Genomic DNA, 14420 nt, shown 5'->3' with positions numbered 1-14420 from the left:
TGCTGCGCACGGGACCTCCTGACACCCACGCCAGGAGGCCCCTCGCCTTACACTGTGCTCAGTCGCACTCGTGCGTCACGGTGTGTGCCGTGGCCTTCGGGCTCCAGCCTTCGTTGCCGTTCTTCTCGAAGAAGAACTTCGCGCGCTGGCGCTGCCGCGTCCCCACTTCATTCAGCGTGGCCGCGTCGTACAGGTGCCCGTTCACCATCGTGTAGCGCACCGTGCGGCTGTTCTGGAGCGCCTCCAGCGGGTTCTTGTCCAGGACGATGAGGTCCGCCAGCTTCCCCTCCTCCAGCGAGCCCACTTCCTTGTCCAGCCCCAGGTACTTCGCGCCATTCAGCGTCCCCACGCGCAGCGCCTGCAGCGGCTTCATCCCGCCCTGGCCCATCATCGCCAGCTCCCAGTGCGCCGCCAGGCCCTCGCGCTGGCCGTGCGCTCCGAGCTGCACGCTCACTCCCGAGTCATTCAGCTCCCGCGCCACCTTCGCCGCGTTGAAGTGGTTGAGCTCGTCCTCCGGCACCTCCATGCGCCGGCGGCTCCGGCTGTCCACCACGCGCCGGGGCACGAAGGAGAGCAGCCGCTCGTCCTCCCAGACGTTCGTCGTCTGGTACCAGTAGTTCTCACCCCAGTTGCCGCCGTACGCCACGCCCAGCGTCGGCGTGTAGCCCGTGCTGCTCTTCCCCCAGAGCTGCCTCACGTCCGCGTAGATGCGCGCCACCGGAATCGCATGCTCCACGCCCGTGTGCCCGTCCACCACCATCGTCAGGTTGTGGTTCAGCAGCGAGCCACCCTCCGGCACCACCAGCATCCCCAGCTCCCGCGCCGCCTGGAGCACCTTCTGCCGCTGGTCTCTCCTCGGCTGGTTGTAGCTCTTCACGCTGAACGCCCCGATGGCCTTCATCCGCCGCATGTGCGAGCGCGCGTCGTCCAACGTCTCAATCGGCGCGCGGTAGCCCGCCCCCGCCGCGCCATACAGAATCGTCCCCGTGGAGAAGATGCGCGGCGCCAGCAGCGCGCCCGTCTTCCCCAGCTCGCTCGCGGCGAAGACCTGCTCCGACGAGTTCGACGGGTCGTGCAGCGTCGTCACTCCGAACGCCAGCGACGCCGCATGCACCCAGCTCTGCTCCGGCATCAGCCCGTCCACGCCCATGGCCCCGTGCCAGTGCACGTCGATGAGCCCCGGCATCAGCGTCTTGCCCTTCACGTCCACCACCTTCGCCCCGGCCGGCACCTGCACCTTCTCCGCAGGCCCCACCGCGACGATGCGGTTGCCCCGCACCACCACCACGCCATTCTCGAGGACCTCGTCACCCTTCATCGTGATGACGCGCCCACCGACGAAGGCCAGCGTGCCCTCCGGCACGTCCGTCTTCGCCACGAAGGAGATGTCCACGCCCTTCTCCGGCGCCGCCGGCAGCTTCTCCGGCGCGCCGTCCATGAAGCGGAAGCTGTCCTTCAGCTCGCGCGTGAAGAGCTCGGGCCCCAGCGCCCAGTGCAGGCGCTTGCCGTCGCCGCTCCAGTGCAGGTACTCGCCCGCGTCCTTCGTCACCCGCGCCACCGGCAGCGCCTTCGCCTCCGGCCCCACCGCCGCCGACTTCGCTCCCCGGGGAAACGGCGTGATGAACGCGTTGAAGTTCTCCCGGAACGCCACCCACTGCTCGTCCGGAGACACGCGGTACTCCGTCGCCTCCGCGCTCGTCAGGTGCGTGCGCTCCTCGCCGCCGACCAGGCTGATGCTCTTCAGCGAGCGCACATCCTCCTTCTCCTTCGACTCCACGTGCAGGAAGTACACGCGGTCCGAGCGCGCGCCGAAGTGCGGCTGCTCGCCGTCGCGCACCAGCCGCTTCGCCGTGCCACCCGCCGCCGGCATCACGAACAGGCCCGTCTCGCGGCTCCACTGCCCGGGCATCAGGTAGCCATCACCCGACGCGCGGTACACGAGCGACCTACCGTCCGGGCTGAGCGTCGGCTCCACGTAGTAGCCCGGCTTCGTCGTCAGCACCTTCCCCTCGCCGCCCGTCGCGGACACCATGCGGATGGTGCCCAGCTTCTCGTCGTCCCACGTCGTGTAGACGATGGACTTCCCGTCACGGGAGAACGACGGGAAGAACTCCAGGTGGTCCTCCTGCTTCGTCACGCGCTTCGGCGTGCCGTTGGGCAGCTCGCGCACGTAGAGCTTCCCGAGCGCCTGGTACACCACGCGGTCCCCGCGCGGCGACACCTGCACCCAGCGCAGCATCTTCGCCTCGAACTTCTCGGGCGCGACGGCCTGCGGCGTGCGCACCGCCTGGAAGATGGTGCGCGTGTCCTTCACGTGGAAGGGAATGGGCGTCACCTTCTTCGACGCCACCTCGATTCGCTGCAGCTTGCCGCCCGCCCAGAAGACAATCGACTGGTTGTCCCGCGTCCACGCCATCGTCGGGTACACGCCGTGGATGGCCCACGTCTCCTGCATGTCGCGGTCGAGCCCGTAGAACAGCGGGCGCTCGGCACCCGACGCCACGTCGGTGACGTAGAGGACGCTCTGGTTGCGCACGCGGCGGATGAACGCGAGCTGCTTGCCGTCCCGCGACGGCGTGGGCCGAATCGAGCCGCCCGGGCCCGAGACGAAGGGGTCGATTTCCTTCGTCTCCAAATCCAACCGCTGGATGGCGTAGATCTCCCCGTTCGGGTCCTTGTTGTATTCGAACGTCTTGCCCGGCGTGACGTCCTGGCTGAAGTAGACGTAGCGGCCGTCGTGGGAGAACGAGGGCTCGCCCAGGTCCTTCTGGTCGTTGCTGCGCTCGGTGAGCTGCACGCCCTCGCCGCCGGAGCGGTGGTACATCCACACCTCGCCCGCGCCCAGCGAGCGGCGCGCCGTGAAGTGCTTGCGCGCGACGATGAACTGCCCGTCCGGACTCCACGCGGGGCTGTTGAGCAGGCGGAACTTCTCCTGCGTCACCGCCTGCGCATTCGAGCCGTCCCGCTTCATCACCCAGATGTTGTCGCCGCCGCCGCGGTCGCTCGTGAAGGCGATGGACTTCCCGTCCGGGCTGTAGCGCGGCTGCATGTCCCAGGCGACGCCGGACGACAGCGCCTTCGCCTCACCGCCGCCGATGGGCAGCTCGTAGATGTCGCCCAGCAGGTCGAAGACGAGCGCGTCCCCAGCCGGGCTGACGTCCACGTTCATCCACGTGCCCTCGGTGACGTCGATGCTCACCTGGGTGGCGGGGAAGCCCGGCGCGTCCACCTTCCACGCGTCCTTGTCCTCACCCTCCTTCGCCGCGTCCTTCGCGGCGTCGGCGGTGGTGGTGGCGGGAGTGCCCCCGTCCACCTCGGCGGCGCGGGCGGCCTCACGCGCGGCGTCATCCTTCTGCTTCTGCTCCGGCGGCGGGGGTTGGTCCTGCTTCGCCTGGGGCGTCGTCGTGGGCTGCGCGGCCAGCAGCGCGCCGGGAAGCAGCAGCGCGGCGCAGAGGGCGGAGGTCAGTCGTTTCACCGGGAGTCCTCGTGACAGGGCGGGGTGTGTCGGGTGGGGGAGACTACCCGGCCCCGTGGGGCCGGAGGTTGCGGGCCGTGAACAGGCTGGCAGGCGGGCGTGTTCCTGGCGGTGTAAGGTGCGCCTCGGGTGAAGCGGCGGACGGCCCGCCTGTCACAGGCGCTGATCCGCCACCCACGCCCATCCGCCGAGCACCACCGCACCGAGGGGGGAACACCATGCCGCCGCGTAGCACCGTCCGGGCCACCGGCCCGCGCCCTGGCCAGGAGGACCGGCCATGAAGAAGCTCGCCGTCCTCATCATCCACGGCATCGAGGTGGACGACCCGGGTCTCTTCGACACCGCCCTGCGCCGGCTGCGCGAGCAGTTCGCCGCGCAGGCCGGCACCGCCGCCGCGGACACACTCGAGGTGGAGACCGTGAACTGGGCCTCGGTGCTGGAGGGCGCGGAGAAGGACTTCCTCGCCCGGCATGCCCCGCCCGACGCGGAGGACTACTGGAAGTCCCTCTACGACGGCGTGCGCAGCGTCAATCAGGGCCGCGAGTCCGCGCTGGTGCCGCTGATGCTGCGCATGATGAAGCCGTCCCTTCGCGGCATGGACCTGCGCTACCCCGGCCTGCGCTGGCTCATCGTCCACTTCGTGGGCGACATCATCGCCTACCAGAGCAACCCCGCGGACCCGGACGTGTACACCGGCATCCACCGCAAGGTGGCCGAGGCGCTCGGCCGGCTGCGCGCGCGGGCCGGCGACACCGCGCCCCTGTGCGTCATCTCGCACAGCCTGGGCGGCGTCATCGCGAGCAACTACTTCTACGACTTGCAGACGCACCGGCAGACGGGACGCGACATCATCGAGACGTCCATCCGCGCGGCGCAGGGCGACTCACCGCTGGAGCGCGGCGAGACGCTCAGCCGCTTCTACACGCTGGGCACGCCCATGGCGCTGTGGAGCCTGCGCTACCGGCACACGGAGCTGGACCGCCCCGTCCAGGTGCCCGCGCCGGAATTGGTGCGCTACCACCCGGGCCTCGGCGGCGAGTGGCTCAACTTCCATGACGACGATGACGTCTTCGCCTGGCCGCTGCAGCCGCTGAGTGACGCGTACCGTGAGTCCGTGGAGGACCGCCCCGTGCGCCTCGCCGGGCCGCTGTTCTCGTGGACGCCGCTGGTGCACCCCTTCTACTGGTCGGATGAGTCGGTGATGGGCGCCATCGGCGAGTCGCTTGCGGAGGCGTGGCGAGAGCTCGGAGCTTCACCACCGGTCGCGGCGTAGGGCAGCCGGGCGCCTCGCGGACGGTGAGCGAAGCGCGCGGCACGGGCCGTGTGGGACGGGTGGACACTCGCGGGCCCGCGGGCGTCCACCGTCAGCCGTCCGCTGAAACGCCGCGCGCCACGCGCCGGTGATTCTGTTATCCGCATCTGCATGTCGGACTTCACGCTTCCCGAAGACAAGGCCGCGCGGCTGGAGCGCTGCTCGGTGTTCTACACCGACGTCGTTCCGCACAACCACGCGCTCGGCCTGAAGCTGGTGGACATCGGACCCGCCGAGGCCATCGTCGAGCTGCCCTACGCGGACTTCCTCGTCGGCAACCCGGAGACGGGCGTGCTCGCCGGCGGCGCGGTGACGACGCTCATCGACGCGGCCTGCGGCTCCTCCGTGTTCTTGAAGCTGGGACGCTTCGCGCCGCTCGTCACGCTGGACCTGCGCATCGACTACCTTCGCCCCGCGCGCCCCGGCATCACCCTCACCTGCGTGGCCGAGTGCTACCGCATGACGCGGCAGGTGGCCTTCGTCCGCGCGCTCGTGCACCAGGGTGACAAGAGCAATCCGGTGGCCTCATCGCAGGGCACCTTCATGAAGCTGGAGGAGTGAGAGCCCCATGAGCGACACGACGCCCACCCCTCCCCTCGCGGACCTCGTGCGACAGGTGCGCAAGACGCGCGAGTACCGGCAGCTCACCGACGCGATTCCGTACACGCGGTACATGGGCATCGGCGTGGAGAACCTCGCCGGAGAGATGCTCTGCCGCATGGCCTATGCCCCCAGGCTCATCGGCAACAGCCTCATCCCCGCCCTGCACGGCGGCTCGCTGGGCGCACTGCTGGAGTCCGCCGCCGTCTTCGAGCTGCTCCTCCAGACGGACACCGAGCGCGTGCCCAAGGTCATCTCGCTCACCGTGGACTTCCTGCGCTCGGGCAAGCCGCAGGACACCTTCGCCAAGGCGCTGATTACGCGCCAGGGCCGGCGCGTCGCCAACGTGCGCGTCGAGGCCTGGCAGGATGACCGCACCCGCCCCATCGCCAGCGCCCACGCGCTGTTCCTGCTCGCCGAACCCTGAGGACGGGGCCGGCGCAACCCGCGCCCCATGGCTCGCGATAATCCCCGTGTAGGTCTGGCGCCCAGGCGCCACCGAGGGGGGATTCATCATGGACGGCGTTTCTCGTTTTTCAGGCCAGAGCAGCCCGCGCATCTCGTCGACGCAGCAGTCCTCTCCAGCGCCGGAGCCCAGCTCCCGACAGGAGCCCGAGGCGCCCCCGCGCGAGCGGGTGGACCTGTTCTCCCAGAGCCGCTTCGAGTCCGGCACCCCGGTGCGCGCCTTCTCCGAGCCCGCCGCGCCCCCGGCACGGCCGCCCCCTCCGCCCCTGCCTCCGGACGCAACCCAGGAGCAGCGTGACGCGGGCGCGCGGCAGTGGCAGGACTACTGCAACCAGTTCAAGACGAACGCCGTCACCGACCTCAACTGGAAGAAGGGCACCCAACTCCCGGACGACGCCGCCAACGCGCTGATGCATGGAGGCAAGAGCAGCGACGTCTTCGTCGCCGGCCGCTCCAACGTGCCCGGCAACGAGAACGTCCCCGCCTTCTTCCAGGACTTCCCCAGCAGCGCCGACCGGCAGATGCAGCTCTACACCTTCTGCCGGCCAGAGTCGGGGCAGCTGAACCCGGAAGACTCCAAGCAGTGGGTCTGCTTCGAGGTGTACGGCGACATCTGCAAGGCGTACTCGGACCCGGCCTTCACCAGCGACAAGCTGGGCACCAACTCGGTGCTGGGCTTCCCCGACTCGGGCCGTGAGGACGCGCGGCGCACGGGCGCGCCCTTCCTGGACGACCCGCTGGTGAAGGACCTGGCCCAGGTCCCCTTCCAGAAGTTCCAGAACGGCTACCTCGTGGACCTGGGCGGCAAGGTGCAGGCCTTCGGCCTCGACGGCAAGCGCCTGGGTACCGCGTGGCCCGACGGGAAGATGGACGCCGGCGGCGTGGGCGGCCCCGGCGGTCCCCAGAAGCCGACGGGCCCGTACGGTGTCCACGGCGCGGGGAAGGGGGACACGTCCTTCGGCAACGAGACGGTGCAGCTCGGCACGGCCGACCAGTACGGCGGCGCCATCAACAGCCTCGTCTACGACGGCAAGGAGTTCATCAACAACATCGACCATGGCCGGCAGATGCAGGTGGCGTACTCGCTGGACGGCAGCGGCGAGACGCTGATGCCCACCGAGGCCGGCAACAACCGGGACGCCGACGGCCCCACGTCCACCACCCAGGTGCAGGGCGTGAGCGTGAAGGACGGCAGCGTCACCACCGCCGTCAAGCCCGCCTACTGGCTGGAGCCCGGCGAGGCCGCCGGTGGCTACAACGGCCCCGACGCGCGCGTCGCGAAAAACACCACCGAGGTGTCCGAGGACATACTGTCCAAGACGGTGACGGCCGGCGTGGGCGGGCACTCCAACGTCATCCAGTACGACAGCCACATCCACCTGGCCGAGCCGCACGACAGCATCTACGTGGAGGCGCCCACCACGTACCTCCCGGCCGAGTTCGACCACCACCACCGCTTCGACCCGGCCACCGGCGAGTCGCGCGAGTACGGACGCGTCCACTCGGAGCTGGACCCGAATGACCCGAACGCCAACGGCTTCAAGGACGAGGCCGGCAACGTACCGCTCATCGTCTCCACGCCGGACGGCAAGCACGCCATGGCCATCTGGTCTCCGGACGAGGCGCGCACGGACCTGCAGTACCGCTTCCACCAGTTCGACTTCGCCAACACCGGCGGAGACACGCGGTACAACGCCAGCAAGATGGGCGTCACCTTCGGGATGGGCAGCAACGTGCCGCAGGACATCGCCACGCGCACCTACGTCGTCGTCGGCACCGTGGACGAGGTGAAGGCCCGCCTCACCGAGCTGTACCAGCAGAATCCCACCGGCGTGACACGCGTCTGGCCGGAGTCGAAGCCCATCTGACTCGCGCGGGAGCGCCGGTGCGTGCCCGGCGCTCCTGCCTCGGACCGCTCGCTCCGCTGGCCGTCCTCCCCTGGCCTCTCGCATGCCGTCGCCTCCACCTTCCAGCCGGAACTTCCATGCCGAAGGAGGCAGGCGATGAAGCGATGGATGGGTTGGATGCTGGTGGGCTCGCTGGCGATGGGCGGTGCGGCCGTCGCGCAGGACCCGTCGGGGCAGAAGCAGCCCTCGGAGGACCGCAGCGGGCAGAAGGAGAGCGGGACGCAGAACGGGACGGATGACAGCCAGGGCATGTTTCGCATGGGCGAGGCCGAGGCCATCGACCAGGGCGAGGATGTGAAGGACACGACGGGCGGCATGCAGGGCACGGGCGGCTCCGGCCAGCAGGCCCAACCCGCGAAACCCGACGCGGCCGGCGCGAAGCTGATGGACGAGGGACTGCTGCCCATCCCCACCGAGGAGCAGGCCTTCCTGGAGATGCTGCACCACGGGAACCAGGAGGAGGTGCAGCTCGGCCAGCTCGCGCAGCAGAAGGGCACGTCGCAGGGCGTGAAGGACTACGGCGCAAAGCTGGTGAAGGACCACCAGGCCGCGGACCAGAAGCTGACGACGTACGCGCAGAAGAAGAACCTCCAGCTCGGTGAGCCGAAGGCGGACAACGACTTCAAGAAGACGATGAAGAACGCCAGTGAGGCCTCGATGGCGAAGCTCCAGTCGCTCCAGGGCCCCGCCTTCGACCGCGCCTTCCTCGCGCACGCGGTGGGTGACCACGACGCCGACATCGCCAAGGTGATGGCCGGCCAGAAGCAGTTCGCCAGCAACGCCGAGCTGAAGGGCCTGCTCGACGGAACGCTGCCCACGCTGAAGCAGCACCGCGACCAGGCGTACAAGCTGCTCGGCCAGGAGAAGCCGCGCCAGGCCCGCACGTCGCCGCAGAACCGCTGAAGCAGCTCGCGCTCAGCGACACGGTGTCGCGAAGGAGCCGGTCGTCACGGGTCCACGCCATGACGTGCGTGGACCCGGCGCCGTCTCGCGCACCTCGCTCCCAGCGACATGCGCCTCCGCGGCCAGGAGCACCGGGGTCCAGGCCCGCTGTCCCGTGGCGCACGGCGAGGCACGCATGTCCCGCGGTACGGGCACGTCCGCATCCGCACGGGCTCCGGGACGCAGGTGTGGGTTGAAGAGGCGCGACCGGCTCCGCAGTGCTCGTATGCACACCCAGGTCAGCGTCCGCGCACGGCGCTCAGGCCGGTTCGGAGGCTTTCCTTGTTACAGGGCCCTTTCCCATTTCTACAGGGTCCGGCGCCGCGCGCGTCCCGGCGACGTGCGCGCGGCCTCGCACCGCGGGCATGGTCGCTGCACGCCCGGTGACAGGCCGGTGCGGCGCCGGGTGGAGATTCCGCCCGCCATCAGACCTTTCAACGGCCCTGCACCGAGCGGCACGCCGCCTGCTTCTGAACCCGCGCATCGGCAAGGGGGGCCAGGGAGATGGGCGAGCGGGAGTTGATGAAGTTGAGGGAGCTGAAGGAAGCCGCGCACGCCCTGTTCGCGAGGGGGCGGTATGCCCAATGTGCGGAGACCTACGAGCGCATCCTCCGGCTGGCTCCGAAGGACCCGAACGTGCGCGTGCGCCACGCGGAGTCCTGCCGCCGCGCGGGGGACCGCCAGTCGGCCATCACCTCGTATCGTGCCGCGTCGACACTGCTGCTGGAGCAGGGCTGCGAGTCGCGGGCCCGGGGCGCGCTGCGCGCCGCGCTCGAGCTGGACCCGAGGGACCCGATGATTCTCTCGGACCTCGCGCGGCTGGGGCAGCAGGCGTCGCCCGTCAACACGCTGGAGGACGAGAAGCTCCATCCGTCGGGCGCCACCGGCTTCTTCGAGCGGCCGGGCACCGTGTCCGCGAAGGGCTCCGCGACGCCGCGTGCGCCCCAGGGCCAGCTGTTGCCGCCACCTCCGCCGCCTCCGTCGTATGTCCTCCGCGCGGCCGAGGAGACTCCCGCGCCGGGACCGCTTCCCGCCGTGCCCAACATCGCCCCGTTGAATGCGAATGCACTGCGCGCGACCGGGCGGACGATGGTCCCGGTTCCGCTGCGCGCGAGCGGTGTCGTGCCGAGCATCACTCCTGTCATCCAGGGACGGCTCATCACGCAGGCCCCCGTGCCTCCGGCGCTTCCGGCCGGACGGGTGGCGGGGCCTGGTGAGGGAGCAGCGGCGAGGCCGGCCGTGCCTCCGGCGCTGCGTCCCTCACGTCCTACTGGAGCCACGATGGTGCCGCTGCCTCGGGCAGGTGCCATGCCGGGACAGGCCGCGGGCTCCGGTTCATCCCCGCTGACGATGTTGCCGATACCTCGTGCGGGTGCGACTCCTGGAGCGGGTGGGGATGCTCGCACCGCCGCGCCGGCTGCGATGCCGTACCGTCCCGAGCTGCGCCGCCTGGGGCCGAATGCCGTGGCGCTCCGGGTGTCGCCGCAGGCGCGCTGGGTCATCATCCGCTCGGACAGCCCGCTGGAGGTGAGCCGCGCCGAGGCGCTCCCCGCGCCCGGCGAGCAGCAGGCCGGGGCGGCGTATGCACCCGAGGCGCGCCCCGTGGGTCCCGCGTCCGCCAATCACTGAGTCAGCAGCCCGTCACTCCGCGAGCGCTTCGACCACCCGTGGCAGCAGCACCTCCGCGCGCTCGGCCACGACGTGGATGCGCGGATGGGGGCTCACTCCGGACGGGTCGATGCTGATGACCTGCGCGCCGTTCTTCAGCCCCAGCTCGGAGACCCGCTCGGTGACGCCCACGGAGAAGGACGTCCCGATGAACACCACCAGCCGGGCCCGCTTCGCACTCAGGAGCACGTGGTCGAACTGGTACGACTCGTGCTCCGTGTAGAACTCGTCGAACCACAGCACGTGCGGTCGCAGCTTGCTGCGACACTCGGGACAGCGCGGCACGGTCTTGGGGCTCGGGTCCGCATGAAGGGGCCCGAAGTCCACCTCCGCCATCGGGAAGGTGCCCGACGGCGGGCCGTGCTTGCAGCACAGCTGCGTGCACCGCGCCTGGTCCAGGCTTCCATGCACCTTCACCAGCGCGCGGCTTCCCGCCTGCTCATGCAGCGTGTCCACGTTCTGCGTGACGAGGAGGAAGTCGCGCCCCTGGCGCTGCTGCCACGCCTCCCAGGCCACCAGCGCCTGGTGCGCCGCGTTGGGCTTCGCACCCCGCGCCAGCTCGAACCGCTTGAGGTACCAGAGCCAGGACGCGTGAGGCGACAGCTTGAAGTAGGCGCGCGTGCCCTTCTCCGTCACGTCATTCGCCCAGACCGCGCCCGGGTCCGAGCCGCGGAACGTGGGAATGCCGCTCGCCAGACTCACCCCCGCGCCGGTGACGACGAGGGTGGCCTCTCCAGCCGGCCCCCGCACCGCCGCGAGGAACTCCTTGAAGTCCATCTCGAGCTCCAGGACGCGCCCAGAAAGGCAGGGCGCGCCCCGAGAGCCTACATGGACACCGACTTCTTCGGGTCGATCTGCTTCTTCTGCTCGGGAGCCGGAGCCTTCACGGGCGTCGGCTGCGCCTCGGTGCTCTCGGCGGGCAGCTGCGCCTTCACCGGCGCCTCGCAGTGGTCACCCTTCCGGTTCGGATGGCAGTGCCGGATGCCGTACACGTGGTGGCAACCACAGGGGTCCACGCGCTTCTTCGCGCAGGTGGAAGGACTGAACACCGGCGCGGCCACCATCTCCGGCGTCTCCTTCGTATGAGACTGATTCTGTTCCACGGGCGCCGTGTTCAGCGCCACCGCCAGGAAAACCCCACCGAGAAAACCCATCGCCCAACCCCCTACCTGGATGCTGAGCAATGGATGGGAATGGGCGCGGAACACCGCAAGCCCCAGGGCGATCGGAATCGTGTCGTTCGCACGCGAGCTGACTTTCGCTCGGCCGGCTCCGCGCGCGGGCACGCTGCCCGTCTCATCCCAAGGTGGGAGTCTGACGTCGCCACGGCAACACGGAGCCTGCTGAAATCGCTCGCCTTCCCGCCTGCCTGCCCTCCATTCTCGGTGCGGGCCGGTATTCGGGCACCGCCAGTCAGCCTCTCCCGGACGCTCCCGTCCCTGCCGCCTGTTCATCACCCTCCGGGGGATTCACGCCATGAGCTGGAAGCAGCATCTGGAAAAGGCCGCCGAGGGCCACTACGTCCTGCCGAAGACCAAGAGCATGAAGGTCGACGCGGACCTGTTCCTGTCCGACAAGCTGCTCTGGGGTGAAGGCCCCGAGCTGCCCGGCCTGGAGGACGCCGTCTTCGACCAGGTGGTCAACGCCGCGTCCTTCCCGGGCGTCACCCGCGTCGCCGTCACGCCCGACTGTCACGTGGGCTACGGCGTGCCCATCGGCACCGTCGTGGAGACGGACGGCATCCTGCTGCCCACCGCCGCCGGCTACGACATCGGCTGCGGCATGGTGCAATTGCAGACGTCCCTCATGGCCGAGGACGTCGCCGACCCCGTCAAGCGCCGCCGGTGGATTGACGAGGTGACGAAGCGCATCGCCGTGGGCGTGGGCGCCAGCCGCGTGCAGAAGCAGCGCAAGGTCACCGACCGCACCTTCGCCGAAGTCGTCCGCCACGGCGCCAAGGCCCTGGGCCGCGGCTCGTCGATTACCGAGCGCGACTTCATCCCCGTCGAGGACGACCGGGTGGACATCCCCGACCGCGCCTTCGGCAAGCGAGACCAGCTGGGCAGCCTGGGCGGCGGCAACCACTTCACCGAGATGCAGGTGGACCAGGACGGGCGCGTCTGGGTGATGCTCCACACCGGCAGCCGCGGCTTCGGGTGGAACATCGCCAAGCACTTCTTCGTGGCGGGCGCCGCGCACCTCGGCCTCAAGAGCCGCAGCGAGGACCTCATCTGGCTGGACGCGGAGAGCGCCCTGGGCCGCGAGTACTGGAACCTCCACAACATGGCCGCCAACTTCGCCGTGGCCAACCGGCTCATCATCGGCGAGGCCGTGTGCGCCTCGCTCGAGGACGTCTTCGGCGGCACCGCCAGCGTGTATTACGAAATCTCCCACAACCTCATCCAGAAGGAGGCCGGGAAGTTCGTCGCGCGCAAGGGCGCCACGCGCGCCTTCCCCGGCAAGCACCCCGCGCTCAAGGGCACGCCGTGGGAGAAGACGGGCCACCCCATCCTCATCCCCGGCTCCATGGAGACGGGCAGCGCCATCCTCTTCGCGGAACAAGGCGCGGAGAAGTCCATCTACTCCGTCAACCATGGCTCCGGCCGAAGGCTGTCTCGCGGCGAGGCGCGGCGCGTGCTGAAGCAGGACGTCACCGACAAGCGCATGGCCGAGGCGGGCATCCTCCTCAACACGCGCACCACGCCGCTCGACGAATCCGGGCCTTGCTACAAGAACCTGGACGACGTGCTGGAGACGGTGGAGCTGGCCGGGCTCGCCAGGGTCGCCCACCGCCTCAAGCCGGTGGCCTGCATCAAGGGCGCGGACTGATTCACGCTGGGGCCCGCGGGCGCCGGGCCCGGTGGAAGGAACGTTCCTTCCATGGGGCCGCCCGTCCGGGGGCTCCCCGTGTCTGGAATGAGACGCGCCGTAAGCCCCTGGAATCCGGGCGCGGGACGCCCGTCTGCCCGCTCCTCGCGGGTGGGTGGGACCCCACTGCGCGAGTCCCGCGAAGGAGACGGGACGTGGGACTCGTGGGTGCGGGCCGGAGTCGCTACAGTGGGTCGCCTTGGAGTCTCCGAGAATGACCTCGCCGTCCCCTGCTGCCCGCCCACCTCCGGCTCCTGCCCGCGAGGCGGAGCTGACTCGCGCCGAGAACGAGCTGTCCTCCCATGAAGCCCGGCTCGCCGAGCAACTCGCTCGTGCCACCGCCGAGGCGTCCGTGCTCGCCCAGCGATTGAGCCAGACGCTCGCGGCGATTGAGCGCGTGCAGTCGGAGCCCACCGCGGACCCGATGCTGGAGGAACAGGCCGAGCGGCTGCAGGCGGCCGGGGTGCCCGGACTGGACGTGGAGGCGCCGCGCGAGAGGGCGCTGGCGGCCCGCCAGGCGGCGCTGGAGGCCCGGCGCAAGGCGGGGCAGGAGATGCAGGCCGCGCTCAAGGCCCACCAGGAGCAGGCGGCGCAGGTAGCGCGCGTGGTGGCCGACGCGGAGACGGTGGTGAAGCTCCAGGTCGAGGCGGCCGCGGCGCGCACCCGCGCGAAGCAGGAAGCGGCGGCGCGGGCCCAGCAGGAGGCCGCGCGGGCGCGTCAGGCCGAGCAGGCCCGGGCGCAGGGGCCCGCGACTCCGGCTCCGGCGGTTCCGCCGGCCATGGTGCCGAAGAGCAAGCGGCCCTCGGGGGCGACCGAGGGGCTGGACGCGCGGCGCAACGGACGGGTGCGGATGCACACGTCCATCGACATGCGCAGCGACTCCAACTTCTTCACCGGCTTCTCGATGGACATCAGCGAGGGCGGCGTCTTCATCGCCACGGTGGACCCGGTGGCGCGCGGCACGCAGGTGGAGCTGGACTTCACGCTGCCGGGCGGCCGGCCGATGAAGGTGACAGGCGTGGTGCGCTGGGTGCGCGAGTCCAATCCCCGCACCCCGGAGCTGATGCCCGGCGTGGGCGTGCAATTCACCGGGCTGGCACCCGAGGTGGCCCACGCCATCACCTCGTTCGTCACCACGCGAGACCCGATGTTCTTCCCGGACTGAAGACCGGGCACGGCGCGC

11 protein-coding genes are annotated in these 14420 nt (G+C 70.2%); 8 read left to right on the top strand and 3 right to left on the bottom strand.

Annotated features, from left to right (window positions below; translation table 11 throughout):
- Positions 1–58: 58 nt before the first annotated feature.
- Positions 59–3475, bottom strand: a complete 3417-nt coding sequence (locus G4D86_RS13670; protein ID WP_163993553.1) for an amidohydrolase family protein — start codon at positions 3473–3475, stop codon at positions 59–61.
- Between the two features lie 277 nt (positions 3476–3752).
- Here G4D86_RS13670 and G4D86_RS13665 point away from each other — a divergent pair, with 277 nt between their 5' ends.
- From G4D86_RS13665 to G4D86_RS13640, 6 genes are all read left to right on the top strand, one after another.
- The gene (locus G4D86_RS13665; RefSeq protein ID WP_163993551.1) at positions 3753–4748 is read left to right on the top strand and encodes a hypothetical protein; all 996 of its coding nucleotides are present in this window, start codon (positions 3753–3755) and stop codon (positions 4746–4748) included.
- Between the two features lie 150 nt (positions 4749–4898).
- Positions 4899–5348, top strand: coding sequence for a PaaI family thioesterase (locus tag G4D86_RS13660; RefSeq protein WP_163993549.1), 450 nt, complete (start codon positions 4899–4901; stop codon positions 5346–5348).
- 7 nt (positions 5349–5355) lie between these two features.
- Positions 5356–5814 carry a PaaI family thioesterase gene (locus tag G4D86_RS13655; RefSeq protein WP_163993547.1) on the top strand — a complete coding sequence of 153 codons (459 nt, stop codon included), beginning with the start codon at positions 5356–5358 and terminating at the stop codon, positions 5812–5814.
- An 88-nt stretch (positions 5815–5902) separates the two neighbouring features.
- Positions 5903–7720, top strand: coding sequence for a hypothetical protein (locus G4D86_RS13650; RefSeq protein ID WP_163993545.1), 1818 nt, complete (start codon positions 5903–5905; stop codon positions 7718–7720).
- Positions 7721–7855: 135 nt separating this feature from the next.
- A complete protein-coding gene (locus G4D86_RS13645) occupies positions 7856–8662 on the top strand; it encodes a DUF4142 domain-containing protein (protein WP_163993543.1) in 807 nt (268 codons plus the stop codon).
- A 561-nt stretch (positions 8663–9223) separates the two neighbouring features.
- Positions 9224–10330 (top strand): tetratricopeptide repeat protein, encoded by a 1107-nt coding sequence (locus G4D86_RS13640; RefSeq protein ID WP_205519567.1) that lies wholly within the window; start codon positions 9224–9226, stop codon positions 10328–10330.
- A 12-nt stretch (positions 10331–10342) separates the two neighbouring features.
- On the opposite strand, the gene G4D86_RS13635 is transcribed toward G4D86_RS13640, so the two are convergent.
- Positions 10343–11146, bottom strand: coding sequence for an SIR2 family NAD-dependent protein deacylase (locus tag G4D86_RS13635; protein ID WP_163993539.1), 804 nt, complete (start codon positions 11144–11146; stop codon positions 10343–10345).
- A gap of 47 nt (positions 11147–11193) precedes the next feature.
- Positions 11194–11523, bottom strand: a complete 330-nt coding sequence (locus G4D86_RS13630) for a hypothetical protein (protein WP_163993538.1) — start codon at positions 11521–11523, stop codon at positions 11194–11196.
- Between the two features lie 322 nt (positions 11524–11845).
- On the opposite strand from G4D86_RS13630, the gene G4D86_RS13625 reads away from it, so the two are divergent.
- On the top strand, positions 11846–13198 hold the full coding sequence (locus tag G4D86_RS13625; RefSeq protein WP_163993536.1) for an RtcB family protein: 1353 nt from the start codon (positions 11846–11848) through the stop codon (positions 13196–13198).
- Positions 13199–13451: 253 nt separating this feature from the next.
- Positions 13452–14402: a TIGR02266 family protein gene (locus tag G4D86_RS13620; protein ID WP_163993534.1), complete on the top strand. Its 951-nt coding sequence runs from the start codon at positions 13452–13454 to the stop codon at positions 14400–14402.
- Positions 14403–14420 lie beyond the last annotated feature (18 nt).

The organism is Pyxidicoccus caerfyrddinensis, from assembly GCF_010894405.1.
GTDB classification, from domain to species: Bacteria; Myxococcota; Myxococcia; order Myxococcales; family Myxococcaceae; genus Myxococcus; species Myxococcus caerfyrddinensis.
This window is presented reverse-complemented; position numbering and strand designations above follow the sequence as displayed.